At 67.4% G+C, this 25,417-nt stretch carries 25 protein-coding genes; 21 read left to right on the top strand and 4 right to left on the bottom strand.

The features are described 5' to 3' along the window. Nucleotides 1-49 precede the first annotated feature (49 nt). The 15 genes from ABIC90_RS12160 (at nucleotide 50) to ABIC90_RS12090 (ending at nucleotide 14,989) form a co-directional block, all read left to right on the top strand. Nucleotides 50-916 carry a M48 family metallopeptidase gene (locus tag ABIC90_RS12160; RefSeq protein WP_354354367.1) on the top strand — a complete coding sequence of 289 codons (867 nt, stop codon included), beginning with the start codon at nucleotides 50-52 and terminating at the stop codon, nucleotides 914-916. A 427-nt stretch (nucleotides 917-1,343) separates the two neighbouring features. Continuing rightward, the gene (gene atzF, locus ABIC90_RS12155; protein ID WP_354354366.1) at nucleotides 1,344-3,074 is read left to right on the top strand and encodes an allophanate hydrolase; all 1,731 of its coding nucleotides are present in this window, start codon (nucleotides 1,344-1,346) and stop codon (nucleotides 3,072-3,074) included. Between the two features lie 29 nt (nucleotides 3,075-3,103). After that, nucleotides 3,104-4,102: an ABC transporter substrate-binding protein gene (locus ABIC90_RS12150; RefSeq protein ID WP_354354365.1), complete on the top strand. Its 999-nt coding sequence runs from the start codon at nucleotides 3,104-3,106 to the stop codon at nucleotides 4,100-4,102. A gap of 2 nt (nucleotides 4,103-4,104) precedes the next feature. Next, entirely contained in the window at nucleotides 4,105-4,932 is an 828-nt protein-coding gene (locus ABIC90_RS12145) for an ABC transporter permease (protein ID WP_354354364.1), read from the top strand. Beyond that, complete coding sequence (locus ABIC90_RS12140) at nucleotides 4,929-5,762, top strand: ABC transporter ATP-binding protein (protein ID WP_354354363.1); 834 nt, start codon at nucleotides 4,929-4,931, stop codon at nucleotides 5,760-5,762. The genes ABIC90_RS12145 and ABIC90_RS12140 overlap by 4 nt, the downstream gene beginning before the upstream one ends. Then, on the top strand, nucleotides 5,759-6,139 hold the full coding sequence (gene hpxZ, locus ABIC90_RS12135) for an oxalurate catabolism protein HpxZ (protein ID WP_354354362.1): 381 nt from the start codon (nucleotides 5,759-5,761) through the stop codon (nucleotides 6,137-6,139). Before ABIC90_RS12140 ends, hpxZ begins: the two co-directional genes overlap by 4 nt. Nucleotides 6,140-6,188: 49 nt before the next feature. Continuing rightward, complete coding sequence (locus ABIC90_RS12130) at nucleotides 6,189-7,307, top strand: BMP family ABC transporter substrate-binding protein (protein ID WP_354354361.1); 1,119 nt, start codon at nucleotides 6,189-6,191, stop codon at nucleotides 7,305-7,307. A 16-nt stretch (nucleotides 7,308-7,323) separates the two neighbouring features. Beyond that, nucleotides 7,324-8,385 carry an ABC transporter permease gene (locus ABIC90_RS12125; RefSeq protein WP_354354360.1) on the top strand — a complete coding sequence of 354 codons (1,062 nt, stop codon included), beginning with the start codon at nucleotides 7,324-7,326 and terminating at the stop codon, nucleotides 8,383-8,385. Next, complete coding sequence (locus ABIC90_RS12120) at nucleotides 8,382-9,305, top strand: ABC transporter permease (RefSeq protein WP_307644631.1); 924 nt, start codon at nucleotides 8,382-8,384, stop codon at nucleotides 9,303-9,305. The genes ABIC90_RS12125 and ABIC90_RS12120 overlap by 4 nt, the downstream gene beginning before the upstream one ends. A gap of 5 nt (nucleotides 9,306-9,310) precedes the next feature. Then, complete coding sequence (locus ABIC90_RS12115) at nucleotides 9,311-10,306, top strand: formamidase (RefSeq protein ID WP_354354359.1); 996 nt, start codon at nucleotides 9,311-9,313, stop codon at nucleotides 10,304-10,306. Between the two features lie 7 nt (nucleotides 10,307-10,313). Beyond that, nucleotides 10,314-11,000: a biuret amidohydrolase gene (gene biuH / locus ABIC90_RS12110; RefSeq protein WP_354354358.1), complete on the top strand. Its 687-nt coding sequence runs from the start codon at nucleotides 10,314-10,316 to the stop codon at nucleotides 10,998-11,000. 7 nt (nucleotides 11,001-11,007) lie between these two features. Further along, nucleotides 11,008-12,606 carry an ABC transporter ATP-binding protein gene (locus ABIC90_RS12105; protein ID WP_354354357.1) on the top strand — a complete coding sequence of 533 codons (1,599 nt, stop codon included), beginning with the start codon at nucleotides 11,008-11,010 and terminating at the stop codon, nucleotides 12,604-12,606. Nucleotides 12,607-13,069: 463 nt separating this feature from the next. Next, a complete protein-coding gene (locus ABIC90_RS12100) occupies nucleotides 13,070-13,738 on the top strand; it encodes a cysteine hydrolase family protein (RefSeq protein WP_354354356.1) in 669 nt (222 codons plus the stop codon). A 29-nt stretch (nucleotides 13,739-13,767) separates the two neighbouring features. Further along, nucleotides 13,768-14,511: a GntR family transcriptional regulator gene (locus ABIC90_RS12095; protein WP_354354355.1), complete on the top strand. Its 744-nt coding sequence runs from the start codon at nucleotides 13,768-13,770 to the stop codon at nucleotides 14,509-14,511. 232 nt (nucleotides 14,512-14,743) lie between these two features. Then, complete coding sequence (locus ABIC90_RS12090; protein ID WP_354354354.1) at nucleotides 14,744-14,989, top strand: LysR substrate-binding domain-containing protein; 246 nt, start codon at nucleotides 14,744-14,746, stop codon at nucleotides 14,987-14,989. A 9-nt stretch (nucleotides 14,990-14,998) separates the two neighbouring features. Here the strand turns inward: ABIC90_RS12090 and ABIC90_RS12085 are convergent, their stop codons facing one another. Continuing rightward, on the bottom strand, nucleotides 14,999-15,802 hold the full coding sequence (locus ABIC90_RS12085; RefSeq protein WP_354354353.1) for an exodeoxyribonuclease III: 804 nt from the start codon (nucleotides 15,800-15,802) through the stop codon (nucleotides 14,999-15,001). A gap of 12 nt (nucleotides 15,803-15,814) precedes the next feature. Here ABIC90_RS12085 and pyrE point away from each other — a divergent pair, with 12 nt between their 5' ends. Beyond that, on the top strand, nucleotides 15,815-16,498 hold the full coding sequence (gene pyrE, locus ABIC90_RS12080) for an orotate phosphoribosyltransferase (protein ID WP_354354352.1): 684 nt from the start codon (nucleotides 15,815-15,817) through the stop codon (nucleotides 16,496-16,498). 11 nt (nucleotides 16,499-16,509) lie between these two features. After that, entirely contained in the window at nucleotides 16,510-17,196 is a 687-nt protein-coding gene (locus ABIC90_RS12075; RefSeq protein WP_354354351.1) for a DUF4124 domain-containing protein, read from the top strand. Between the two features lie 42 nt (nucleotides 17,197-17,238). On the opposite strand, the gene gatB is transcribed toward ABIC90_RS12075, so the two are convergent. The 3 genes from gatB to gatC are packed head-to-tail and all read right to left on the bottom strand — an operon-like array spanning nucleotide 17,239 to nucleotide 20,553. Further along, entirely contained in the window at nucleotides 17,239-18,729 is a 1,491-nt protein-coding gene (gene gatB / locus ABIC90_RS12070; protein WP_354354350.1) for an Asp-tRNA(Asn)/Glu-tRNA(Gln) amidotransferase subunit GatB, read from the bottom strand. A 1-nt stretch (nucleotide 18,730) separates the two neighbouring features. Continuing rightward, a complete protein-coding gene (gene gatA / locus ABIC90_RS12065) occupies nucleotides 18,731-20,254 on the bottom strand; it encodes an Asp-tRNA(Asn)/Glu-tRNA(Gln) amidotransferase subunit GatA (protein ID WP_354354349.1) in 1,524 nt (507 codons plus the stop codon). Continuing rightward, nucleotides 20,251-20,553: an Asp-tRNA(Asn)/Glu-tRNA(Gln) amidotransferase subunit GatC gene (gene gatC / locus ABIC90_RS12060; RefSeq protein WP_354354348.1), complete on the bottom strand. Its 303-nt coding sequence runs from the start codon at nucleotides 20,551-20,553 to the stop codon at nucleotides 20,251-20,253. Before gatC ends, gatA begins: the two co-directional genes overlap by 4 nt. A gap of 210 nt (nucleotides 20,554-20,763) precedes the next feature. On the opposite strand from gatC, the gene ABIC90_RS12055 reads away from it, so the two are divergent. The 4 genes from ABIC90_RS12055 to mrdA all read left to right on the top strand — a co-directional run bounded on the left by ABIC90_RS12055 (nucleotide 20,764) and on the right by mrdA (nucleotide 25,403). Continuing rightward, a complete protein-coding gene (locus ABIC90_RS12055) occupies nucleotides 20,764-21,807 on the top strand; it encodes a rod shape-determining protein (RefSeq protein ID WP_007833435.1) in 1,044 nt (347 codons plus the stop codon). A gap of 90 nt (nucleotides 21,808-21,897) precedes the next feature. Continuing rightward, nucleotides 21,898-22,860, top strand: a complete 963-nt coding sequence (mreC, locus tag ABIC90_RS12050; RefSeq protein ID WP_354354347.1) for a rod shape-determining protein MreC — start codon at nucleotides 21,898-21,900, stop codon at nucleotides 22,858-22,860. Then, nucleotides 22,857-23,378, top strand: coding sequence for a rod shape-determining protein MreD (mreD, locus tag ABIC90_RS12045; RefSeq protein WP_354354346.1), 522 nt, complete (start codon nucleotides 22,857-22,859; stop codon nucleotides 23,376-23,378). Before mreC ends, mreD begins: the two co-directional genes overlap by 4 nt. 54 nt (nucleotides 23,379-23,432) lie before the next feature. Continuing rightward, nucleotides 23,433-25,403, top strand: coding sequence for a penicillin-binding protein 2 (mrdA, locus tag ABIC90_RS12040; protein WP_354354345.1), 1,971 nt, complete (start codon nucleotides 23,433-23,435; stop codon nucleotides 25,401-25,403). Nucleotides 25,404-25,417: the final 14 nt, after the last annotated feature.

Raw genomic sequence — 25,417 nt, 5'->3', positions numbered from 1 at the left:
GGAATCGGCCTTCCCGGTCGTCTCCATTTGTTCCTATGATCCGCTCCCTATGTGCCTGCGATGCGAACGCCTTATCTCTGCAACCCCCGCTGCCGCTTCGCCGTGGCAGCCACGGCGGGCTTTCCTGTTGGCCGCGGCGGGCGCTGCCGGCGCGGCCTTGAGCGGCCAAGTGCTGGCGCAGGTCAATGTCGGCAACGCCTCGGTGGCGCGCAACCTTGTGCCCGCGGAGAAGATCGAGGCGGCCGGCGTGCAGCAGTACGGCCAGTTGCTCGCGCAGGCGCGCACCAAGGGCGCGCTGGCCGGCGACAACAACCCGCAGTTGCAGCGGCTGCGCACCATCGCGCAGCGGCTCATTCCCTTTGCCACGCCGTGGAACACGCGGGCGCGCGATTGGAAGTGGGAGGTCAACCTGCTGGGCAGCAAGCAGATCAACGCCTTTTGCATGCCCGGCGGCAAGATCGCCTTTTTCACCGGCATCCTGGAGGAGCTCAAGCTCAGCGACGACGAGGTCGCGATGGTGATGGGGCATGAGATGGCGCACGCGCTGCGCGAGCATGCCCGCGCGCGCATGGCCAAGACGGCGGGCACGGGCGCGGTGTTGTCGATGGGCGCGCAGCTGATGGGGTGGGGGCAGGTCGGCGACCTGGCGGCCCGCGCGGGCACGCAGCTCATTGCGCTGAAGTTCAGCCGCAGCGACGAGACGGAGGCCGACCTCGTGGGCCTGGAGCTCGCGGCGCGCGCGGGCTACGACCCGAAGGCTTCGGTGTCGCTGTGGAACAAGATGGCCGCAGCCTCGAAGAGGCAGGGCGGGCTGAGCTTCCTGTCGACCCATCCGAGTGGGACGGACCGCATCTCGAAGCTGGAAGCGAACATCCCGAAGGTCGAGAGCCTTTACCGCAGCGCCAAGCGGGGGTGAGGTTTGGTCCTCTCTCTGAGGTTTGGCTCCCTCTCCCCTGGGGTTAGGGCAGCGGCACTCATATAAGCGCGCTTCTTCTTGGGGAGCGCCCGGTCTGCGGTACGGCCCCACCGGCCCCACTGCGCCGGCCCTTCGGGCTTCCCTGCGGTGCTCGCGTCTCGCGGGGGCTTGCAGAACTCGCCTTCGGCTCAAACAGCTGCAAGCCCTGATCCGCGAAACGCTGCGCTCCTCGGCGGCGCAGAGGGGCCGGTGGGGCCGTACCGCAGACCGGGCGCTTGTCGTGAAGTTGATGGCGGCTGTTTCGTTGCGGCCCTCTGGCTCCATGGGAAGAGCGGCTAGCTACCAGCGCTTGGCAGTGCCTGCTCATTGGACATTTTCGGCTGGCACATTGCTTGCATATCGACTTGTACACAAGTTTGGATGCCTAATGATGGTGCATGAACACAACGCGCTGACCGCCGCTGCCTGGATCGCGAAATTCGCGGTGCCCGTGCCCGGCGCCGAAACCGGCGACACCCCGGGCGTGACACTGCCGCTGGCGGGCCTGCGCTTCGCGGTCAAGGACAACATCGACGTGGCCGGCGTGCCCACCACCGCCGCCTGCCCGGCCTTCGACCGCAGGCCCACGGCGCACGCAGCGGTGGTGCAGCGCCTGCTCGAAGCCGGTGCATCGCTGGCCGGGAAGACCAATCTGGACCAGTTCGCCTGCGGCCTGAACGGCACGCGCTCTCCTTATGGCGAAGTGCCGAATGCCTTCGATCCCCGTTATGTTTCGGGCGGCTCCAGTTCTGGGTCGGCGTATGTGGTCGCGGCCGGCGAGGTCGATTTCGCCCTGGGCACCGACACTGCCGGCTCGGGCCGTGTGCCCGCGGGGCTCAACAACATCGTCGGCCTCAAGCCTTCGCGCGGGCTGCTCAGCACCTTTGGCGTGGTGCCCGCAGCGCAGAGCGCGGACTGCGTTTCCATCTTTGCGCGCACCGTCGCGCTGGCTGTCGACGTGATGCTGGCGGCCGCCGGGCATGACCCGCGCGACCCGTATTCACGCGACATCGCCATGCACCGCCGGCCGCTGCCCGCGCGCTTCTGCTTCGGTGTGCCCGACACGCTCAGCTTCTTCGGCGACGCCGCCGCCGAAGAAGCCTTTCGCGACGCACAGGCCAGGCTGGTCGCCTTGGGCGGCACGGCCGTCACCATTCCCTACGCCCCGCTCGCCGAGGCCGCCGCGCTGCTCTACGAAAGTGCGCTCGTTGCCGAGCGCTACGCCGCGGTGCGCGAGTTCTTCGACGCGCACGCCGACGAGGTGATCGAGCCGGTGCGCAGCATCCTCGCGAGCGGCAAAAGCTACACCGCCGCCGATGTGTTCGAAGCGCAGACGCAGCTGCGCGCCATCGCGCAACAGGTCGAACCGATGTGGCGCGACATCGACGTGCTGCTGGTGCCCACCGCACCCACGCACTACACGCGAGACCAGATGCGCGCCGACCCGGTGGTGCTCAACCGCAACCTGGGCGCGTACACCAACTTCGTCAACCTGCTGGACTACGCGGCGCTCTCGGTGCCGAGCAGCCTGCGCGCGGACGGGCTGCCGTTCGGCATCACGCTGATCGGCCCCAGCGGGAGCGACCTCGCCCTGGCCGACCTCGGCCAGCGCTACCACCACGCGACCGGGCTCACACAGGGCGCGACGGGCTTGCCGCTGCCCGCGCCGCGTGCGGTGCCCGGCCTCGCCAACCCGGCGCCGCAGACCATGCCCATCGCCGTGGTCGGCGCCCATCTGTCGGGCATGCCGCTCAACGGACAGCTCTGCGAGCGCGGCGCCACGCTGCTGCGCACCACCACCACCGCTCCCACCTACCGCCTCTTCGCGCTGCCGGGCACCACGCCGCCCAAGCCGGGCCTGCAACGCAGCGCGGAGGGCGGCGGCGCCATCGCGCTGGAGGTGTGGGCCGTGCCCATCGCACAGGTCGGCAGCTTTCTTGCGCTGATCCCGCCGCCGCTGGGCCTGGGCAGCGTCGAGCTGGCCGACGGTAGCTGGGTGCACGGTTTCATCTGCGAAGGCCATGCGCTGACCGGCGCGCAGGACGTGACGCATCACGGCGGCTGGCGTGCCTACGTGGCCAGCCGCGCCACCGCCACTGCCACCACCACTGCCGACTGATTCATTCACCTACGGACCCAGGAGCCTTGATGAGCACTCTCGAAAAAACTTCCGCCTCGCGCCGCCGGTTGCTGCAAGCGGGCGCCACGGGCCTGGCCGTGTTGGCCGCGCCGGCCATCGTGCGCGCGCAGGCTGCGCCCAAGCTGCGCATCGGTTTCTGGCCGGTGGCCGCGGGATTGCCTTTCTTCGCGGCGGTGGACCGCGGCTACTTCAAGGAAGCGGGGCTCGAGGTGGAGCCGCTCAAGTTCGCCGGCGCGCAGCAGGTGATGGAAGCGATGCTCGCGGGCCGCTGCGACGGCAGCGCCAACGGCACCGGCTCCGCCAACCTTGCCATCGGCGAGATCGCGCAGCCGGGGCTCTTCAAGATTTTCTGCACCAACCCGAGCAACGCGAAGTTCGTGCTCGACGAATTCATCGTCGCCAAGGACAGCCCCGTCAAGACCATGGCCGAGCTGGCCGGCAAGAAGGTGGCCTCGGGCCCCGGCATCCAGAACGTCACGCTGTGCAAGACCATGCTGGAGCGCGCCGGCGCCAAGGGCGCGATGGTGAGCGAGCTGCCCATCGGCCAGCATGTGGCCGCGCTGGTCGCGGGCCAGGTCGATGCCTGCTACACGCTGGAGCCCACCGGCACCGTCGGCCGCATGAACGGCACCACGCGCGTGCTCGAAGCGGGCGTGGTCGCCAGGTACATCCTCGGCGATCCGATGGCGCCATGGCATGGCGGTGCGGCCAGCCTCACCACCGAGTTCATCAAGAAGAGCCCCGAGGTCGCGAAGAAATACATCGCGGCCTATGCGCGCGGCGTGGAACTGGTGCGCACCAAGCCTGACGATGCCCGCCAGCACATGAAGGGCTACACCGCCATCGAAGGCAAGCTCACCGCCGAAGTGCCGCTCGCCTCGTACATGCTCTACAACGAGTTCAAGCCGAGCGACGTCGCGTACTTCCAGAAGTTCTACGACCTGTTCACCGAGAAAGGCATCTTCGAGAAGAAGGTGCTGGTGGACGGTCTTCTCTACAAGGCCTGACCATGGCCGACGCAAGCACGACCACGGCCGCGCCGTGGACCCCGCCGGCCAGCCTCAATGCTGCCGCGCCCAAGCCACCGCTGCGCGACCGGCTGCTGCCCTTCATCGGCCCCGTGGTGCTGTTCATCGCGTGGGACCTGGTGGTGCGCCTGGGCTTCATCAAGCCGATTCTTCTGCCCACGCCCGCCGACACCATCGCCGCGTTGATCACGGGGCTCGCGGGCGGCCCGCTGCTCACCGACTTTGCGATGACGGTGTGGCGCACGCTGCAGGCCTTTCTCATCGCGGCGGTCGTCGGCGTGCCGCTGGGCGTGCTGCTCGGGAGCAACGAGAAGGCGTACCGCAGCGTCGAGTTCTTGATCGACTTCTTCCGCTCGACGCCGTCGTCCGCGCTGATACCGCTGTTCCTGTTGATCTTCGGCGTGAGCGATGTCAACAAGATCGCCATCGCGGCCTTCGGCGCGCTGCTCATCGTCGTGTTCAACAGCGCCTACGGCGTCATCAATGCGCGCAAGCAGCGCGTGATGGCGGCGAAAGTCATGGGCGCCTCGCGCTGGCAGGTGTTCAAGGATGTGCTGATCTGGGAGAGCCTGCAGCCCAGCTTCGTCGGCCTGCGCTCGGCGGTCTCGATGGCGCTGGTGATCGTCATCGTGGCCGAGATGTTCATCGGCTCCGACACAGGCCTGGGCCACCGCATCATCGACGCGCAGCAGGTGCTCAACGTCAAGAGCATGTACGCGGCGATTCTTGCGGCCGGTGCGCTCGGCTACGCGCTCAACATCCTCTTCCTAGTGGCCGAGCGCCGCATCGTGCATTGGAGCGGACGATGAAAGCCACGCAAGACATCGTCCTGAACGGCCCGGTGTACGCCGACGTGCCCAAGCCCGCGTTCAAGCCCGGCCCCGCCGGCACGCACATCACCATCCGCGGCCTGACCAAGTACTTCGCGGGCTGGCCGTTGTACGAGAACTTCGACCTCGACATTCCGAAGCACAGGATCGTTTCGGTGTTCGGGCCCAACGGCTGCGGCAAGTCCACGCTGATCAACATGATCGCGGGGCTGGTGCCCATCGATTCGGGCGAGATCCTGTTCGACGGCAAGCAGCGCAAGGACACCAAGATCGGCTACGTGTTCCAGAACTACCGCGAGGCGATGTTCCCGTGGATGCGCACCATCGACAACATCGCCTATCCGCTGAAGCTCGAAGGGCGCAGCAAGGCCGAGGTCGACCGGCGCATGGAAGAACTCGTGGCGTCGTTCGACGTGAAGTTCGACCTGAAGCGCTTTCCGTACGAGCTCTCGGGCGGGCAGCAGCAAACGGCATCGATCATGCGTGCCCTCGCGCCCAACCCGGAGGTGCTGTTCCTCGACGAACCCTTCTCCGCGCTCGATTTCGAGATGACGCTCTTCATCCGCGAGAAGCTGCAGGAGGTGTTCATGCAGACCGGCAACACGATGCTGCTGGTGTCGCACGACCTTGAGGAGGCCGTGTACCTCGCCGACGAAGTGCTGCTGCTGACCAAGCGCCCCACCAAGGTGGCCGAGATCCTGCGCTACGGCGATGCGCGACCGCGCACCATCGAGACGCTGAGCACCGAGAGCTTTGTCGCGATGAAGAAGCTGAGCCTGGACATCTTCCAGCGCGAGGTGCGCCGATGACGCTGGAGATCAACCTTCCCGATGTGCATGCCGAGGTCAGCGCTGTGTTCGCACGTTATGAACAAGCGCTGGTGACCAACCAGCGCGCCGTGCTCGACGAACTGTTCTGGAACAGCCCGCACACGCTGCGCTACGGCTTCTCGGAGAACCACTACGGCCACGCCGACATCCGCGCCTTTCGCGCTTCGCTGCCGGTGCAGAGCCCGCCGCGCGAATTGCTGCGCACCGTCATCACCACCTACGGCCGCGACTTCGCAACCGCGAACGTCGAGTTCCGCCGCGAAGGCAGCCGCCAGGTCGGGCGCCAGAGCCAGACCTGGATACGCACTGCCGAGGGTTGGCGCGTCGCTGCCGCCCACGTGAGCATGCCGGCCTGAACGCGCGGCACATTTTTTGCACCTCCTTCAACTCCCCCGAAAGAACGCCATGACAAGCTCGATCAATCGTCGCGATTCACTCAAATCCCTGGCCGCGCTCGGCGCTGCCGGCACCCTCGGAGGCTGGAGCGCCCTGGCTCGCGCACAAGCCAAGCCGCTGACCGTCGGCGTGATCTACGTCGGCGCGCGCGACGACTACGGCTACAACCAGGCGCACGCCATGGCCGCCGCCGAGATCAAGAAGCTGCCCGGCATCAAGGTGGTGGAAGAAGAGAACGTGCCCGAGACCGCCGCCGTGCAGAAGACCATGGGCGGCATGATCTCGCAGGACGGCGCGAAGCTGCTGTTTCCAACGTCCTTCGGCTACTTCGATCCGCACATCCTTGCCGTGGCGCCCAAGTACCCCGACGTGCGCTTCTCGCACTGCGGCGGCCTGTGGACCGAAGGCAAGCACCCCAAGAACGCGGGCAGCTTCTTCGGCTACATCGACGAGTGCCAGTTCCTCAACGGCGTGATCGCCGCGCACATGACCAAGAGCAACAAGATCGCCTTCGTCGCCGCCAAGCCCATTCCGCAGGTGCTGCGCAACATCAACGCCTTCACGCTGGGTGCGCGTTCGGTCAAGCCGAACATCACCTGCAGCGTGATCTTCACCGGCGACTGGTCGATGGCCGTGAAGGAGGCCGAGGCCACCAACAGCCTGGCCGATCAGGGCTGCGACGTCTTCACCATGCATGTGGACGGCCCCAAGGTGGTGGTCGAGACGGCAGCCAAGCGCGGCAAGATGGTCTGTGGCTACCACGCGAGCCAGGCCAAGCTGGCACCCAATGCGTACCTGACAGGCGCCGAGTGGAACTGGCTCACTGCGTACAAGACCGCCATCGATGCCGCGCAAGCCGGCAAGCCGCACCCCAACTTCCTGCGCGGCGGCCTGAAGGAGGGCTACGTGAAGATGTCCGCCTACGGCCCCATGGTGCCGGACGCCGCGAAGAAGCAGGCCGACGACATCAAGGCCAAGATGATCGCGGGCACCTTCGACATCTTCAAGGACGGCATCAAGGACAACAAGGGCGCGGTCGTGGTGCCGGCCGGCAAGGTGCTGAAGCAGACCGACCTGGAGCTGGAAAAGATGAACTACCTCGTCGAAGGCGTGGTCGGCCAAGTCTGATCTTCGGCACTCCGTCATGCGTCACGCGTTCAAGGAATTCGCCCTGCCGGTGTTCGCCATCGCGGCGGCGCTGCTGCTGTTCGGCGTGCTGGTGGCATTCGCCGGTGTCGACCCGGTCGAAGTGTGGGTGACCCTCTTCAAGGGCGCGTTCGGCGACTGGTTCTCATGGCAGAACACGCTGCAGCGCGCGGCACCGCTGATGCTCACCGCGCTGTGCGTGGCGCTGCCCGCGCGCGCGGGGCTGATCGTCATCGGCGGCGAGGGCGCGCTGGTGTTCGGCGGCCTGGCCTGCGCGGCGCTCGCGCATGCGGCGCCGTTGCCGGCCAACGTCGTCGGCACGGTGATCGTCTGCGTCGCGGGCGCGCTGGCCGGCGCGCTGTGGATCTCGCTCGCAGGCTGGCTGCGCCAGTATCGCGGCATCAACGAAACCATCAGCAGCCTGCTGCTGGCCTACATCGCCATCGGCATCTTCAAGCACCTGGTCGAAGGGCCGCTGCGCGATCCGGCGAGCCTGAACAAGCCATCGACGTACGCGCTCAACGACGGGCTGCTGATCGGCGGCATCGGCGGCTCCGACGTGCACTGGGGCTTCGTGATCGGCGTGGTGGCGTGCCTCGGGCTCGGCTGGTGGTTGCGCGCGACCGCTTCGGGCTTTTCGGTGCGCGTGGTCGGCGGCAATCCGCGCACTGCGCAGCTCGTGGGGCTGCCGGCCACGCGGTTGATCCTCGGTGCCTGCGGCCTTGGCGGCGCCTGCGCGGGGCTCGCGGGCGCGGTCGAGGTGGCGGCGGTGCACACCAATGCCAATGCCTCGCTGATCGCGGGGTACGGCTACGCGGGCATCCTCGTGTCCTTCATCGCGCGGCACAACCCGGTGGCCATCGTGCCGGTGGCGATTCTTTTCGGCGGCTTCGGCGCGGCCGGCAGCCTGCTGCAGCGGCGGCTGGGCCTGCCCGATGCCTCGGTGCTGGTACTGCAGGGCATTGCGTTCGTGCTGATCCTCGCGAGCGAGGGGCTGCGCATGATCGACTGGAAGGTGTTGCGTGCGCGCATGTTCCGCGCCTCGGGGAGCCCGGCATGACCGCCGACCAGTGGATCGCGCTAGTGGCTGGCATCGTCGGCGGTGCGCTGCGCGTGGGCGCACCATTTCTTTTCGTGAGCCTGGGCGAATGCCTCACCGAGAAATCGGGCCGCATCAACCTCGGGCTCGAAGGCGTGCTGGTGCTGTCGGCGATGGCTGCCTTTGGCGGCGCCTACCTCACCGACTCGGCCTGGCTCGGCGTGCTGATCGGTGCGATGGCGGGCGCGGTGCTCGCGCTGCTGCACGGGCTGCTGTGCTCGCTCGATCGTGTCAACGACGTGGCGACCGGCATCGCGCTGATGCTGCTCGGCACGGGCCTCGCGTTCTACCTGGGCAAGCCATTGATCCAGCCGCAGGCGCCGCAGATTCCCGCCATACCGCTGGGCTTCTGGAGCGACAACACCGTGGTGCGCTCGGCGCTGCAGCTCAATGCGCTGGTGCCCATCGGCATCGCGCTGGCGGTGCTGCTCTGGTGGGGCTTTGCGCGCACGCGTGCGGGCCTGCTGGTGCGCATGGCCGGCGATTCTGCGCAGGCCACACGCGCGCTCGGCTATTCGGTCTCGGGCCTGCGCATTGCGGCGACCACGGCGGGTGGCTTCATCGCCGGGCTCGGCGGCGCATCGCTCACGCTGTTCTATCCGGGCAGCTGGAACGAAGGCATTTCCAGCGGCCAGGGCCTGATCGCCGTTGCGCTCGTGATCTTCGCGCGCTGGAGCCCGCTGCGCTGCGTGGGCGCAGCCTTTCTCTTCGGCGGTGCGGGCGCCATCGGGCCCGCGCTGCAGTCCATCGGCATCGGCTGGGGCTACCACCTCTTCAACACCGTTCCCTATGTGCTCACGCTGGTGATCCTGGTGCTCACCTGCAAGCCGGGCAGCGCCGCCATCGGCAGCCCGGGCGAACTTTCATCGACAAGGAACTGAACACCATGAGCGGTCTGGGCGGCCTCAACAGATCGGCGCACGGCGTCGTCGTCGGACTTGTGCAGTTGCAACTGCCGAACGTGAAGACGCCGGCCGACCTGGCCGCGCAGACGCAGCGCATCTGCGAGATGGTGGGCAAGGCGCGCCGCAACCAGTCGACCATGGATCTCGTGGTGTTCCCCGAGTACGCGCTGCACGGCCTGTCGATGGACACCAACCCCGAGATCATGTGCACGCTCGATGGTCCCGAGGTCGCGGCCTTCAAGCGCGCGTGCATCGAGCACCGCATCTGGGGCTGCTTCTCGATCATGGAAGCTAACCCAGGCGGCAACCCCTACAACAGCGGGCTCATCATCGACGACCAAGGCGAGGTCAAGCTGTACTACCGCAAGCTGCATCCGTGGGTGCCGGTCGAGCCGTGGGAGCCCGGCAACCTCGGCATTCCGGTGTGCGACGGCCCGAACGGCAGCAAGCTGGCGCTCATCATCTGCCACGACGGCATGTTTCCCGAGATGGCACGCGAGGCCGCGTACAAGGGCGCGGACATCATCCTGCGCACGGCCGGCTACACCGCGCCGATCCGGCATGCGTGGAAGATCACCAACCAGGCCAACGCCTTTTGCAACCTCGCCTACACCGCGAGCGTGTGCCTCAGCGGCAGCGACGGCAGCTTCGACTCGATGGGCGAGGGCATGTTCTGCAATTTCGACGGAACGGTGCTGGTCGAGGGCGGCGGGCGCATCGACGAGATCATCACCGCCGAGCTGCGGCCCGACCTCGTGCGCGAGGCGCGCACCGGCTGGGGCGTCGAGAACAACATTTACCAGCTCTACCACCGCGGTTATGTCGCGGTGAAGGGCGGCGCGCAGGACTGCCCCTACACCTACATGCACGACATGGCCGCTGGCACCTACAGGCTGCCGTGGAGCGCCGAAGTGAAGGTGACCGACGGCACGAGCTGCGGCTTTTCGCCGCCGGAACGCAACTACCAAGAAGGATGAGCACGCCATGACCACCATCGCTTCCGAGGCCTACGCCTGGCCTTACAACGGCGACCTGCGCCCCGAGAACACCGCGCTGATCGTGATCGACATGCAGACCGACTTCTGCGGCAAGGGCGGGTATGTCGACGTGATGGGCTATGACCTGTCGCTGGTGCAGGCGCCGATCCAGCCGATCGCGCGCACGCTCGCGGCGCTGCGGCCCCTGGGCTTTCACATCATCCACACGCGCGAAGGCCACCGCCCCGATCTGGCGGACCTGCCCGCCAACAAGCGCTGGCGCTCACGGCAGATCGGCGCCAACGGCGTGGGCATCGGCGACGACGGCCCGTGCGGCCGCATCCTGGTGCGCGGCGAGCCGGGCTGGGACATCATTCCCGAGCTCGCGCCGCTGCCCGGCGAGGTGGTGATCGACAAGCCCGGCAAGGGCTCGTTCTATGCCACCGACCTGGAGCTGATCCTGCGCACGCGCGGCATCCAGAACCTGATCCTCGCGGGCATCACCACCGACGTGTGCGTGCACACCACGATGCGCGATGCGAACGACCGCGGCTTCGAGTGCCTCTTGCTGTCGGACTGCACGGCCGCGACCGACCACGGCAACCATCTCGCCGCGCTGAAGATGATCACGATGCAGGGCGGCGTGTTCGGCGCGCACACCACGTCGCAGCAACTGCTGGCCGCGCTGGGTTGATGAACTCATGAGCACCGTCGCTCCCCATGCCATCGGCGCATTGCCCACGGGCAGCGGCGCCCTCGCGCTCGACACCTACGAACTGACCAAGCGCTTCGGCGCCTTCACCGCGATGGACCGCGTGACGATGCGCGTGGAGCCCGGCACGGTGCATGCGCTGCTCGGCGAGAACGGCGCGGGCAAGAGCACGCTGGTGAAGTGCGTGGCCGGTTTCCAGCGCGCGGAGGAGGGCAGCATCCTGATCGACGGGCGCGAGCAGGACATCGCCAACCCCATCGTCGCGCGTGCGCTGGGCATCGGCATGGTCTACCAGCACTTCACGCTGGCGCCTGGCATGACGGTGGCCGAGAACCTGCTGCTGGCCGGTGGCAAGACGCCCGCGCTGATCGACTGGAAGACCAAGCGCGCGGAACTGAAGGCGTTTCTCGCCACCACGCCTTTCAGCCTGGACCTCGATGTGCGGCCGTCGGAGCTTGCGGCGGGTGAGAAGCAGAAGCTGGAACTGTTGAAGCAGCTTTACCTGAAGCCGCGCCTCCTGATCCTCGACGAGCCCACCTCGGTGCTGACCCCGCAGGAGGCCGACGAGGTGCTGGGCCATGTGCGCGAGTTCGCGCGCAGCGGCCTGTGCACCGTGCTGATCATCACGCACAAGTTCCGCGAGGTGATGGCGTATGCGGACAGCGTGACGGTGCTGCGTCGGGGCAAGGCGGTGCATCGTTGCCGCGTGGCGGACACGAGCCCGGCGCAGTTGGCGCAGGCCATGATGGGCGGCGAAGACGCGGCGGTTACCGCGCCGCCTGCATCGCCCGTCGCAAGAAAGCCTGTTTCCGATGCGGCGCCTGTCGCGCTGAAGGTCGAAGGCCTGCAGGCGCAGGGCGACCGCGGCACGCTTGCGCTGCACGAGCTGAGCCTGTCTGTGCGCGCTGGAGAAATTCTGGGTGTGGCGGGCGTCTCGGGCAACGGCCAGCGCGAACTGGTCGAAGCCCTGGTCGGGCAGCGCCCACGACTGGCCGGCCGCGTGACCGTGATGGGCCAGCCGTACAACGCACGCCGCGCCGAGAACCGCAGCCTCAAGGTGCGCAGCCTCCCCGAAGAGCCGCTGCGCAACGCCTGCGTGGGCGACTTGAGCGTCGCGGAGAACATGGCGCTGCGCGATTTCGACAGGCCGCCGTTGTCGCGCAGCGGCGTGCTGAACTTTCCGTTCTGGCGCAACCGTGCGCGCGAGTGGATTGCCGAGTACGGCGTCAAGACGCAGGGCGAAGGCGCGCCGATCCGCAGCCTCTCAGGCGGCAACGTGCAACGCGCGGTGCTCGCGCGCGAACTGGCGGGCGACATCAACGTGCTGATCGCGGCGAACCCGGTGTTCGGGCTCGACTTTGCTGCGGTTGCCGAAATCCATTCACGCATCGTGCAGGTGCGGGAGAAGGGCGGGGCGGTGTTGCTCATCAGCGAAGACCTCGATGAACTGCTGGAGCTGGCGGACCGGATCGTCGTGATGAGCGAAGGGCGGATCGTGTTCGAGACCTCTGCTGCTGGGGCTGAAAGGCATGTGATCGGGGCGCATATGGGTGGTGGGCATCATGAGCCTTTGAAGGCGGTTGCATGAGTGCGCTGCTTCTTGTCGGGAGTCCGCCCGGTGTGCGGCACGGTGCGGGCGCCCCCACTGCGCCGGCCGCTTCGCGGCTCCCCTGCGGTGCTCGCATTTCGCGGGGTCTCGCAGAACTCGCTTCGCTCAGACAGCTGCGAGCCCTGATCCGCGAAACGCTGCGCTCCTCGGCGGCGCAGAGGGGGCGCCCGCCCCGCGCCGCACACCGGGCTCCAAGGTGGAGTGTTCGCCGTCGATGCGTCCCCGGCGATGGGTGGTGTGTCTCCGGTCGGCCGTTGAGGCACCGCCGAGCAGCGCAGCGATGGGCGGATCAGGGCTCGCCGCTGTTTGAGCGAAGCGAGTTCGGCGAGACCCCGCCCTTCGTGAGCAGCGCAGGGAAGCCCGAAGGGCCGGTGACGTCGGCTGGCCGGAGACACACCACCCATCGCCGAGTCCCCCGCCCTGGAAAACAACGAGACACGACATGCGCATAGAAGCCAACCCATTCGCGTATGAGTTCGACGTCCAGAAGACAGCCCTGGTCCTCATCGACATGCAGCGCGACTTCATCGAACCCGGTGGCTTTGGTGAAACGCTGGGCAACGATGTGTCGCTGCTGGAAGCCATCGTGCCGGCCACGAAAGCGGCTTTGCAGGCGTGGAGAAATGCAGGCGGTCTTGTCATCCATACGAGAGAAGCGCACAGGCCCGATCTCTCCGATTGCCCGCCCGCTAAACGCAACCGCGGCAACCCGAGCTTGCGCATCGGTGATACGGGCCCGATGGGTCGCATCCTCGTCGCCGGTGAACCCGGGAGCCAGATCATCGAAGCGCTTGCGCCGGTCGACGGCGAGATCGTCATCGACAAGCCCGGCAAGGGCATGTTCTACGCGACCGGCCTGCATGAGCTGCTGCAGCAGCGCGGCATCACGCACCTGCTGTTCGGCGGCGTCACCACCGAGGTCTGCGTGCAGACGAGCATGCGCGAAGCCAACGACCGCGGCTACGACAGCCTGCTGCTCGAAGACTGCACCGAGAGCTACTTTCCGGCCTTCAAGGCGGCGACGCTGGAGATGATCCGCGCGCAGGGCGCGATCGTCGGCTGGACCGCGCCGAGTGCGGCGCTGCTCGCGGCGTTGAGCGGTGCGACCTGAGGCCGGTGCCAGCGACTACCATCCCCCACGTGTCTACCGTCCGACCCCCCTCCGCTTCCACCGCCGCACCCGCTGCTGACGCAGCCGTTTTCCGCACACGCGCCGACGAGGTCTATGCGCAGCTCAAGCGCGACGTGGCCGAGTTCATCCTCGTTCCCGGCGACCGCTTCACCGAGAACGAAATCAGCGACCGGCTCGGCGTGTCGCGTACGCCGGTGCGGCAGGCGCTGTTCCGGCTGCAGCAGGAGGGATTTGTCGAGGTGCTGTTCCGCAGCGGTTGGCGTGTGCTGCCCTTCGACTTCGACCAGTTCGAACAGCTCTACGACCTGCGCATGGTGCTGGAGACCACCGCGGTGCACCGCATCTGCGAAGCCGACCACCGCGTCGACCGCAGCCTGCTCGACACGCTGGCCGGTATCTGGCTCGTGCCGGTGGCCGAGCGCAGCACCGACACCGCGCAGGTCGCGCAGTGGGACGAGGCCTTTCATTGCTCGCTGGTGGCGGCTGCCGGCAACGCCGAGATGGCGCGCGTGCACAGCGACGTGACCGACCGCATCCGCATCATCCGCCGGCTCGACTTCACCAAGCAGCCGCGCATCGAGGCCACCTACGACGAGCACGCGAAAATCTTGAAGGCCATCCGCGCGAACCGCGGAGATCAGGCGGCGATGCTGCTGCGCGCGCACATCGAGACCAGCCAGGCGGAGGTGCGCAAGATCACGCTGCATCAGGTGCATCTGGCGCGGCACGCGGGGAAGACGATGCCGCGCTAAGGGTTGATCGGCCCCTTCCCCCTCTGGGGGAAGGTCGGGATGGGGGCAGGCGGCCTTCACCAAAGTTGCTGCTTTGCGAAGGCCGCGAGCCCCCACCCCTGCCCTCCCCCGGAAGGGGAGGGAGAAAGACATGCCTTGGGGCCACGGCTGACATTGCGCGCACATGCGCTGCACTGGCAGCGGCGAGTCCGCATCGCTCCTTCCCCTCCCGGGGGAAGGCTGGGATGGGGGCTTGCAGCGCTTGCAATCTGGCTGCGCCTGCTCCAACTCGATGGTCGAGGCCGGTTTCGGCACGGCCGTGATGCCGACCTTCGCGCTCGCGGCCTGCCGCCGCCATCGCGTGCGCACCGACGTGCTGGTCAAGCCGAAGGTGGGGCTGGACTTCTACCGCATCGCCAAGCGCGGCGCGCAAGAGGCCGAGGCGATGCAGGCCTTTGTCGCGACGCTGGAGAAGGCGCTGCCGGCGCTGTCGCGCTGAACGACCGGCTCAGAGCGTGAAGTCGTAATCCACCGTGATCGGCGCGTGGTCCGAGAATTTCACGGTCTTGTAGATCTCTTCGGTGCGCGCCAGTGCGGCGATGGCCGGCGTGGCCAGGTGGTAGTCCAGCCGCCATCCCACGTTGTTCGCATAGGCCTGGCCGCGGTTGCTCCACCAGGTGTAGGCCTGGTCGGTGGTGTCGGGCTTGAGCAGGCGGTAGACGTCCACCAGGCCCGCGCCCTCGGCGCCGGCGTCGAGCAGATTGGTCATCCACTGGCGTTCTTCGGGCAGGAAGCCGCTGTTCTTGCGGTTGCCGCGCCAGTTCTTCAGGTCGATCTCCTTGTGGGCGATGTTGACGTCGCCGCAGAGAACGAACTCGCGCTCCTTCTTGAGCGCGATGAGGTGGGGGAAGAAGCCTTTCAGGAAGCGGAATTTCGCCTCCTGCCGCTCCTCGCCCGAACTGCCGCTCGGAAAGTAGCAGCTGATGACCGAGAACTTGCGCTGGGGCGTGTCGAAGCGCAATTCGAGGTAGCGGCCTTCGGCGTCGAACTCGGCATCGCCCCAGCCCACCACGACCTGGCTCGGAGCGTGCTTGGTGTAGATCGCGGTGCCGGCGTAGCCTTTTTTCTCGGCGAAGTGGAAATGGCCCTTGAGGCCGGCCATTTCCTCGAAGCGGCCTTCGATGTCGCTGGCCTGGACCCGGATCTCCTGCATGCAAATACAATCCGGCGCAAGTTCGGCCACCCAGTCGGCAACGCCCTTGGTGGCGGCCGAACGCAGGCCATTGAGATTGAGACTGGTCAGTTTGAACACAAGGAATTCCCGATGGCTGTAGATGGTGAGAAGAGCAGCGCGGTGGCGCAGGACTTCGTTCAGTTCGCGCTCGACGCCGGTGTGCTTCGCTTCGGCGAGTTCAAGACCAAGGCCGGCCGGATGAGTCCTTATTTCTTCAATTCGGGGCTCTTCGACGACGGCGCCAAGATCGCGCGGCTCGCGGGATTCTATGCAGACCGGCTGATCGAGAGCGGCCTCGAATTCGACATGATCTTCGGCCCCGCCTACAAGGGCATTCCGCTGGGCGCCACGGTGGCCGCCGAGCTCGCGCGGCGCGGGCGCAACTACCCCTTTGCCTACAACCGCAAGGAAGCCAAGGCGCACGGCGAGGGCGGCAACCTGGTGGGCGCGCCGCTCAAGGGCCGCGTGCTGATCGTGGACGACGTGATGTCGGCCGGCACCGCGGTGCGCGAATCGATCGCCGCGATCCAGGCCGCGGGCGCCGCGCCGCATGCCGTGGCCATCGCGCTCGACCGGCAGGAAAAAGCCACCGAGAACGGCGTCGACGTGGACCACAGCGCCGTGCAGTACGTGCGCAACCAGCTGGGTCTGGCGGTGATCGCCATTGCCACGCTGGACGACCTGCTGAGCTACCTCTCGGGCAACGCCGCCGCCGATCTGGGCCCGCACCGCGAGCGCGTGCTGGCTTACCGCGCGCGCTACGGCGCGAGCTGAGGAACACAGCGATGCGCACGCGCGATCACGGCAAGCCCACCCGCCTGCTGGCGGCCGCATCGGTTTCCCTGCTGGCAGGCATCTGCCTTTGCGGCGCGGTGCAGGCGCAGAAGTCGGAAGCCAACGCCGGCGGCATCTACACCTGCACCGACGCGCGCGGCCGCACGCTCACGGCGGACCGGCCGATTGCCGATTGCAGCGATCGCGAGCAGCGCGAGCTCAGCCCCAGCGGCCTCACCCGCCGCAAGATCGAACCCACTTATTCGGCGCGCGAACTGGCCGAGCGCGAGGACCGCGCCCGCGAAGCGGCACTGCAAGCCGCCAAGGCGACCGATGAACGACGGCGCGAACGCGCATTGCTGGTGCGCTACCCCAGCGCCGCCTCGCACGAGCGCGAACGCAACGACGCGCTGGCGCAGATCGACGCGGTGATCGTGGCGGCGCAAAAACGCATCGCCGAGTTGAGCGAAGACCGCAAGAAGATCGACGAGGAGATGGAGTTCTACAAGAGCGACAAGAGCAAGGCGCCCGGTGCCATGCGCCGCAAGCTCGAGGACAACACGCAGAGCCTGGCGGTGCAGAACCGCTTCGTCGCCGAGCAGGAAGAAGAGAAGAAGCGGGTCAATGCGCGCTTCGATGAAGAGCGCGGCCGCCTGAATGCGTTGTGGTCGCCGAAGAGCGGCGGAAACACGCGCTGAAGAAAACCGCGGAGCCAGGCGCCTGGCTCCGGGTTTTTTCGATCAACCCAGTTTGGCCTTGAGCAGGTCCGTGACCTGCGCGGGGTTGGCCTTGCCGCCGCTGGCCTTCATGACCTGGCCGACCAGGCCGTTGAGCGCCTTTTCCTTGCCCGCGCGGTACTCGTCGACGTTCTTCTGGTTCTTCGCAATGACCTCATCGAGGATGGCGTCGAGCGCGCCGGTGTCGCTCATCGGCTTCAGATCCTTGGCTTCGATGATGGCGTCGACGTCGCTGCCTTCGCCGGTCCAGAGGGCCTCGAACACCTGGCGCGCCGCGTTGTTGGGCAGCGTGCCCTCGGCGATGCGCTTGATCAACTGGCCCAGTTGCTGCGCGCTGACCGGGGCGGCTTCGATGCCGATCTCCTGCGCGTTCAGCCGGCGTGCAACTTCTCCGGTGATCCAGTTGCTCGCGAGCTTGGGCGTCGCGCCGGCGTTCACCGCGTCGTCGAAGTAGCGGGCCAGCGCCGTGCTTTGCGTGAGCTGCGCGGCGTCGTATGCCGACAGGCCATGCGCGCTCACATAGCGCTCGGCCATGGCGCGCGGCAGCTCCGGCATTTCGCCGCGCACGCGCGCGATCCAGTCGGCCGCGATGACCAGCGGAGGCAGGTCGGGGTCGGGAAAGTAGCGGTAGTCGGCCGAGTCTTCCTTGGCGCGCATCGCACGCGTCTCGCCGGTGTCGGTGTTGAACAGCACCGTGGCCTGCTCGATCTTGCGGCCGTCCTCGATCTCGTCGATCTGCCAGCGGATCTCGTAGTCGATCGCCTGCTGCATGTGCTTGAAGCTGTTGAGGTTCTTGATCTCGCGCCGCGTGCCCAGCTTGTCGCCGGGCTTGCGCACCGACACGTTGGCGTCGCAGCGAAAGCTGCCTTCCTGCATGTTGCCGTCGCAGATGCCGATCCAGGTGACGATCTTGTGCAGTTCCTTCGCATAGGCCACGGCCTCGGCGGTGGAGCGCATGTCGGGCTCGGTCACGATCTCCAGCAGCGGCGTGCCGGCGCGGTTCAGGTCGATGCCGCTCTGGCCGATGAAGTTCTCGTGCAGCGACTTGCCCGCGTCTTCTTCGAGGTGCGCGCGCACCAGGCGCACTGTCTTCATTTCTTCGCCGAGGAAGAAAGACACCGAGCCGCCCTGCACGACAGGAATCTCGAACTGGCTGATCTGGTAGCCCTTGGGCAGGTCGGGATAGAAGTAATTCTTGCGCGCGAACACGCTGCGCGGCGCGATGTGCGAGCCCAGCGCCAGGCCAAGCTTGATGGCGCGTTCGACGGCGCCCTTGTTCATCACGGGCAGCGTGCCGGGCAGCGCGAGATCGACGGCGCAGGCCTGCGTGTTGGGCTCGGCGCCGAAGGCGGTGGAGGCGCGGCTGAAGATCTTGCTCGCGGTCGACAGCTGCGCGTGCGTCTCGAAGCCGATGATGACTTCATAGCCGCGCACCAGCGGGCCGGTCGGGCGGCCTTGTTGCTGTGCTTCGAAGGTGTTTACGGTTTCGCTCATTTCAAAAGCCCTCCGGCGTGCGCGTGTGCCAGTCGGTGGCTTGCTGGAAGCGGTGCGCCGCGTTCAGCAGCTTCGCTTCGCCGAAGTAGTTGCCGATCAGTTGCAGGCCCACGGGCATCGGCTTGCCGATGCCCTGTTTCGAGCCTTGCATGCCGGCGTCGTCGAAGCCCGCGGGCACGCTCATGCCGGGCAGGCCGGCCAGCGATGCGGGCAGCGTGAAGATGTCGGCCAGGTAGTCGGCCACGGGGTCGTCGCCGTGTTCCCCGATCTTCCATGCGGTGGTCGGCGCGGCGGGGCCGGCGATCACGTCGCAGTGCTTGAGTGCCTGCTGGAAGTCGTCGGCGATCATGCGGCGCACTTTTTGCGCCTGCAGGTAGTAGGCGTCGTAGTAGCCGTGCGAGAGCACGTAGGTGCCGATCATGATGCGGCGCTTGACTTCGTCGCCGAAGCCCTCGGCGCGCGTCTTCTCGTACATCTCGGACAGGTCCTTGTACTGCTTGGCGCGATGGCCGAACTTCACGCCGTCGAAGCGGCTCAGGTTGCTCGATGCTTCCGCCGCGGCCAGGATGTAGTACACGGGAATCGACAGCTCGGTGCGCGGCAGCGAGACCTCGACGCGCTTGGCGCCCAGCTTCTCGTACTGCGCAAGCGCTGCATCGATGGCCGCGCGCACGCCGGGTGCCACGCCTTCGCCGAAGAACTCCTTCGGCACGCCGATGCGCAGGCCTTCGAGCGAGTCGTTCAGCGAGCGGCCGAAGTCTTCGGCGGGCTTGTCGAGCGAGGTCGAATCGCGGTCCAGGTCGGGGCCGCAAAAGGCCGACAGCAGCAGCGCGCAGTCTTCGGCCGAGCGAGCCATCGGGCCGGCCTGGTCCAGGCTCGACGCGAAGGCGACCATGCCGTAGCGCGAGGCGCGGCCGTAGGTCGGCTTGATGCCGGTCACGCCGCAGAAAGAAGCCGGCTGGCGGATCGAGCCGCCGGTGTCGGTGCCGGTGGCCGCGGGCGCGAGGCGCGCCGCCACGGCTGCGGCGCTGGCGCCCGAGGAGCCGCCCGGAATGCGGTCCCGGTTCCACGGGTTCCGCACCGGCACGGCCTTGTCATGGCCCACGGCGGGCACGGCGACGTTCTCGTTGGCCGAGCCCATCGCGAATTCGTCGCAACTGAGCTTGCCCAGCGTGACGGCGCCGGCCTCGGCCAGGCGGCGCACCACGGTGGCGTCGAAGGGCGAGCGGTAGCCCGCGAGCATCTTCGAGCCGGCGGTGGTGTCGAAATCGGTGGTGACGAAGATGTCCTTGTGCGCGATCGGCACGCCGGCCAGCGCCGGCGCATTGCCGGCGGCAAGGAGGGCGTCGGCCGCGCGGGCCTGGGCCAGCGTGACTTCTTCGTTCACGGCAACAAAGGTACCCAGCGATTCATGGGCCTTCATGCGGCCGAGGAAAACCTGGGCGGCCTCGACGGCCGAGACCTTGCGGTCGGACAAGGCGCGGGCCAGGGCGACCACGCCCATCTGGTGCAGTTCGCCGCTCATTGTTCGATCACCTTGGGGACGAGGAACAGGCCCGCTTCGACGGCGGGGGCGGTCTGCTGGTTGGCCGTGCGGTTGTCGGGCTCGCTCACGACATCGTCGCGAAGGCGCAGGGTGATGTCCTCGATGGCGGCCACCGGATGGGCCAGCGGCTCGATGCCCGCGGTGTCCACCGAACGCATGCGTTCGACCAGATCGAAAAATCCGTTGATCTGGCTAAGCATGCGCTCGCTTTCGTCGGGAGCGAGCTGGAGCCTTGCCAAGGAGGCAATGCGTGCGATATCTGAAGCGGAAAGGGACATATATCGGGGCGACCGGAAAAGCGGATGTATTGCAAGCCGGAATGGCTGCTAATACGGGGATCAGAGGGGATTCGGGTATTATCCCGCCTTTGCCGCAACCCCCGCGAACGCGTCGGCTTTTGCGCCAAAAACGATCAATTCACCCCGTCAAAACCCAGAAATAGAGCGACGACCTGCCGACGCGCAGGCCGTGCTCAGAGGATTCCGCACATGTTTGGAGCTTTCCGTCGGTACTTTTCCACCGACCTTGCGATCGACCTCGGCACCGCCAACACCCTCATATTCGCCCGCAACAAGGGCATCGTGCTGGACGAGCCCTCCGTCGTCGCGATCCGCCACGAAGGCGGCCCCCATGGCAAGAAGGTGATCCAGGCCGTCGGCCGCGAGGCCAAGGCCATGCTGGGCAAGGTGCCCGGCAACATCGAGGCGATCCGCCCGATGAAGGACGGCGTCATCGCCGACTTCGTGATCACCGAGCAGATGATCAAGCAGTTCATCAAGATGGTGCACCCGCGCACGCTGCTCACGCCGAGCCCGCGCATCATCATCTGCGTGCCCTGCGGCTCGACCCAGGTCGAGCGCCGTGCCATCAAGGACGCGGCCGAAGCCGCCGGCGCCACCTCCGTCTACCTCATCGAAGAACCCATGGCCGCGGCCATCGGCGCGGGCCTGCCAGTCAGCGAAGCCTCGGGCTCGATGGTGGTGGACATCGGCGGCGGCACCACCGAAGTGGGCGTCATCTCGCTGGGCGGCATGGTCTACAAGGGTTCGGTCCGCGTGGGCGGCGACCGCTTCGACGAAGCCATCATCAACTACATCCGCCGCAACTACGGCATGCTGATCGGCGAGCCGACGGCCGAAGTCATCAAGAAGAACATCGGCTCGGCCTTCCCGGGCTCCGAAGTCAAGGAAATGGAAGTCAAGGGCCGCAACCTTTCCGAAGGCGTGCCGCGCAGCTTCACCATCAGCAGCAACGAAGTGCTGGAAGCCCTGACCGATCCGCTCAACAACATCGTCTCGGCCGTGAAGAACGCGTTGGAGCAGACGCCGCCCGAGCTGGGCGCCGACATCGCCGAGCGCGGCATGATGCTCACCGGCGGTGGCGCCCTGTTGCGCGACCTCGATCGCCTGCTGGCCGAGGAAACCGGCCTGCCGGTGCTCGTGGCCGAAGACCCGCTGACCTGCGTGGTGCGCGGTTGCGGCATCGCCCTGGAGCGCATGGACCGTCTCGGGAGCATCTTCACGAGCGAGTGAAGACGCAGGAGCCCTCATCGGCCGGCCTCTGCTTGCGCAGGCCGGCCTTTTGTTATTTGATGCAGCAGCACTACCGCCAGGTCTGAACCCATGCCTCTGGGCACGCTCGATCGCACAGCGCCACCCCTGTTCAACCAGGGGCAGTCGGCACTCAGCAAGCTGATCTTCTTCGGCGCGCTGTCGCTCTTTCTGATGGTGGCCGACGCACGCTTCCATATCGTGCAGCCGATCCGCGCGGCGGTCGGCGCGGTGCTCTACCCGGTGCAATGGGTGGCCATGAAGCCGGTGCAGGCCGTCATGGGCGGCGGCCGCTACCTCGAAGACCTGCAGACCGCCCAGCGCAACGAAGCCGATGCGCGCAAGGCGCTGATGATGCAGGCCGAGCGCGCGAGCCAGGCCGACACGCTGGCGCGGGACAACGCACGCCTGCGCGAGCTGCTCGAGCTGCGCCAGATCACCACCACGCCCGGCCGCGCGGCCGAGGTGCTCTACGACGCGGCCGACCCCTACACCCGCAAGATCGTCATCGACCAGGGCCTCACGCACGGCGTGGCCGCCGGCTCGCCGGTCATCGACTCGCACGGCGTGCTCGGCCAGGTCACGCAGGTGCTGCCCTTCACGAGCGAGGTGACGCTGGTCATCGACCGCGACCTCTCCATTCCCGTGCAGAACACCCGCACCGGGGTGCGCAGCGTGGCCTTCGGCGACGCCTCGGCCCACGGCGGCGGCCTGGAGCTGCGCTTCATGGCCGCCAACGCCGACCTGCAAGAGGGCGACCTGCTCTCCACCAGCGGCGTGGACGGCATCTACCCGGCGGGCCTGCCCGTGGCCAAGATCGAACGCATCGAGCGCCGCGCCGACTCGGGCTTTGCCCGCATCTACTGCGTGCCGCTGGCCAGCGTGACCGCCGCGCGCTACGTGCTGGTGCTCGAGCCCACCGGCGCGCCGACGGCACCGCCGCCCGCCGCTGCGGCGACCGCGCAGCGCAAGCGCGCCGAGGGCAAGCCCGGCGCCGGCAAGAACGAAAAGAAAACCACCGGAGGCACGCGATGATCAAGCGCCCCGGCCAGCAGCAGCTCCTGCTGCCCGTCAGCCCGCTCTTCATGTGGACCAGTCTGGTCGTGGCGCTGCTGATCAACATGCTCCCCATCGGCCGCGCGGCCTGGATGCCCGACCTGCTGGCGCTGGTGATCGTGTTCTGGGGCGTGCACCAGCCCATGCGCGTGGGCATCGGCGCGGCCTTCGTGTTCGGCCTGTGCATGGACGTGCACCAGGCCTCCATGCTGGGCCAGCATGCGCTGTCCTACACCACGCTGGGCTTCTTCGCGATCATGATCCACCGGCGCCTGCTCTGGTACCCGGTGCTGTCGCAGGCGCTGCAGGTGCTGCCGCTGTTTGCGCTGTCGCAGCTCATCGAGGTCATCACCCGCATGATCGGCGGCGGCGTGTTTCCGGGCTGGTCGGTGCTGATCTCGCCGGGCGTGGAGGCCGCGCTGTGGCCGCTGGCCTCGGCGCTCTTGCTGGCCCCCCAACGCCGCACGCCGGAACCCGACGAGAACCGCCCTCTCTAAGCCTCGCCTGCCGTATTTGCCATTGCACTGGCACGCGCCTAAGCTCCCACCGCCATGACCGAAATCCGCAACGTCGCCGCCGACCTCGCGCGCTTCAAGCGCCGCGTGATCGTGATCGGCCTGGTGGTGCTGTTCGCGTTCGGCCTGCTGTGCGCGCGGCTGGTGTACCTGCAGGTCATGCGGCACGAAGACCTGGCCGAACAGGCCGAGAGCAACCGCACGGCCGTGGTGCCGGTGGTGCCCAACCGGGGCCTCATCCTGGACCGCAACGGCATCGTGCTGGCCTCCAACTATTCGGCCTACACGCTGGAGATCACGCCCTCCAAGGTGGGCGATGTCGAGGAAACCATCGACAGCCTCACGCAGGTGCTCGAAGTCTCGCCGCGCGACCGCCGCCGCTTCAAGCGCCTGCGCGAAGACTCGCGCAGCTTCGACTCCATCCCGATCCGCACCCGCCTGAGCGACGAAGAGGTCGCGCGCTTCGCGGCCCAGCGCTACCGCTTCCCCGGCGTGGAAATCAAGGCGCGCCTGTTCCGCAACTACCCGAACGGCGAGACCGGCTCGCACGTGCTCGGCTACATCGGCCGCATCAACCAGCGCGAAAAAACCGCGATGGAAGACTGGGAAGAGGAAGAGCAGGCCAACTACAAGGGCACCGACTACATCGGCAAGCTGGGCATCGAGCAGAGCTACGAGAAAACGCTGCACGGCCTGACCGGCGTGGAGCAGATGGAAACCTCGGCCGGCGGGCGCGCCGTGCGGCGCCTGGCCAGCCATCCGGCCACGCCGGGCAACACCGTGATGCTGTCGCTGGACATCAAGCTGCAGAAGCTGGTGGAAGACATGTTCGGCGCGCGGCGCGGCGCGCTGGTGGCCATCGATCCCAAGACCGGCGAGATCCTGGCCTTCGTGAGCAAGCCCACCTTCGACCCGAACCTGTTCGTCGAAGGCATCGACACCGAGAGCTGGAAGGAGCTGAGTGAATCGCTCGACAAGCCGCTCCTGAACCGCGCGCTGCGCGGCACCTACCCGCCCGGCTCCACCTACAAGCCCTTCATGGCCATGGCCGCGCTGCAAACCGGCAAGCGCAGCGCAGGCACCGTGGTCAACGACCCCGGCTACTTCAACTTCGGCGGACACCGCTTCGGCAGCCCCGAAGGCAACCTGGGCGGCGTCGACATGCGGCGCTCGATCCAGGTGTCCAGCAACATCTACTACTACTCGCTGGCCAACGAGATGGGCGTGGACCTGATCCATGACTTCATGAAGCCGATGGGCTTCGGCCAGATCACCGGCATCGACCTGGGCGGCGAAGTGCGCGGCGTGCTGCCCAGCACCGAGTGGAAGCGCAACGCCTACAAGCGGCCCGAGGCGAAGAAGTGGTATGCGGGCGAGACCATCTCGCTGGGCATCGGCCAGGGCTACAACGCCTTCACGATGCTGCAGCTGGCGCAGGCCACGGCCATCCTGGCCGACGGCGGCATCAAGCACAAGCCGCACCTGGTGCTGGCCACGCGCAACACGGTGAGCGGACAGGTCGTGCCGCTGCAGCAGCCGCCGCCGGAAAACCTGGGCTTCACCGCGGCCAACGTCGCGGTGATCCGCGAGGGCCTGACCAGCGTGGTCACCAGCGGCACCGCGCGCAGCGTGTTCGCCGGCGCGCCGTACCAGGCGGCCGGCAAAACCGGCACCGCGCAGGCCGTGACGCAGGCGCAGAACACCAAGTACAACGCCCGCGCGCTCGAAGAGCACCAGCGCGACCACGCGCTGTTCATGGCTTTCGCACCCGCCAACGACCCGAAGATCGCCCTGGCGGTGATCGTGGAGAACGCCGGCTGGGGCGCCGGCGCCGCGGCGCCCATTGCGCGCCGGGTCTTCGACTACTGGCTGGCCGGCCAGTACCCGAGCGAGGCGGACATGGCGGCCGTCAGCATCGGCAAGGCGGGCGCACCGATGGGCAAGCCGCGCCTGGCGAGCGAAATACCGTGGCCCGCGCCGGCGGCGACTGTCGCGCCGGCACCCTGACCCTCTCCCGCGAG

The sequence above is a fragment of the Variovorax boronicumulans genome (assembly GCF_040544675.1).
In the GTDB taxonomy this organism is placed as follows: domain Bacteria; phylum Pseudomonadota; class Gammaproteobacteria; order Burkholderiales; family Burkholderiaceae_C; genus Variovorax; species Variovorax boronicumulans_D.
This window is presented reverse-complemented; position numbering and strand designations above follow the sequence as displayed.